Source organism: Streptococcus sp. HF-1907, assembly GCF_015594605.1.
In the GTDB taxonomy this organism is placed as follows: domain Bacteria; phylum Bacillota; class Bacilli; order Lactobacillales; family Streptococcaceae; genus Streptococcus.
This window is the reverse complement of record NZ_JADNQT010000037.1, coordinates 1-1,366: the sequence shown is the minus strand read 5'-3', so window position 1 is coordinate 1,366 and position 1,366 is coordinate 1. Positions and strand designations below refer to the sequence as shown.

Below are 1,366 nucleotides of genomic sequence, written 5' to 3'. Positions count from 1 at the left end.
AGGACCTGATAGGTCTTCTCTTTTTTTATGTTCAGAGTGATGAAAACACGCTTCCTAAAGTTAATAAAGTTTCTAAAACCGAAGCCCAGACGTTTGATGTCTTTGATAAGCTTATTGGTGCCCTCCAATTTTGCATTTGAGTAATGTGTTTCTAGTGCGCTTTTGATGTATTGTTTGTGTCTAAGAAAGGTTCTAAAGACAGTTTTGAAGTAGTGATTGACCTTGCTTATATTCTCCACTATTAACTCAAAAAACTCATCTACCCTCTTCTCTTGAAAGTGAAACAGCAACAGCTGATAGAGGTGATAATAATTGGCGAGTTCTTCTGAGAAATTCAGTGTCTTCTTAACGACTTCATGTGGACTTAAAGTTTGACCAAAGGTCTTCGAGTGAAGTGACTTACAAGATAACTTACGGCTGTCCTTTTGGAAGAGTCTCCAGTGATTTTTCAAGGCTCGGTAGGGTAGTGACTTCTTATCAAACTGATTCATAATGGCAATTCTTGTCTTCAAAAAGGCTCGACCAAGGTGTTGGATGATGTGGAAACGATCAATAATGATTTCGGCGTTTGGGAAAAGTCTACGAGCTAGTGGCATATAGGCTCCTGACATATCCATTGTCATAAACTGCACTTTTTGGCGAACCTTCAATGGATACTTCAAAAAGTGGTTTCGAATAGTGGTTTGACGGCGATTATCAAGGATGGTTATGAGTTTATTGGTCTCATAGTTTTGCGCCACAAAAGCGAGCTCACCTTTCTTAAATCCAAACTCATCCCAGGACATAACAGCTGGGAGTTTGTCATAATGTTCCTTGAAAGTAAACTGGTCAAGCTTACGATAAACAGTGGACGTCGATACACGAAGTCTTCTGGCAATATCCGTTAGTGATACCTTATCAGTTAGAAGTTGAGCAACCTTTTTTCGGACAAGGTTGGAGATTTGGTGGTTTTTCTCAACGATTGATGTCTTAGCTACCGTGACTCTCCTACAACTTTTACACTGGAAACGACGCTTTTTAAGACGTAATAGTGTAGGTGTTCCAGCTTGTTCGAGAAGAGGGATTTTAGAAGATTTTTGAAAGTCATATTTGATCATCTTTCTTTGGCAATGAGGGCATGGTGGTGCAGAATAATCCAGTTTTGCATGAATTTCGATATGAGTATCAGTTTCAAAAACAAGAGAAATAATGATGTTAGGGTCTTTAATTCCGATTAATTCTGTGGTATTCTTAATAAGTCTCATAAGTTCTTCCTAATGATAGTTTGCTTGCTTTTCATTATAGTTCTTATGGGACTTTTTATCTGCATTCAAAAAGCTCTATAATCTCTACAGTGGTTTTACCCACTACAGAAATTATAGAGCCT

Annotated in this window: 1 pseudogene; it reads right to left on the bottom strand. The window is 38.1% G+C overall.

From position 1 onward, the window contains the following. Positions 1 to 1,244: pseudogene (locus tag IYQ92_RS10045) on the bottom strand (ISL3 family transposase); the annotation flags it as partial. Positions 1,245 to 1,366: the final 122 nt, after the last annotated feature.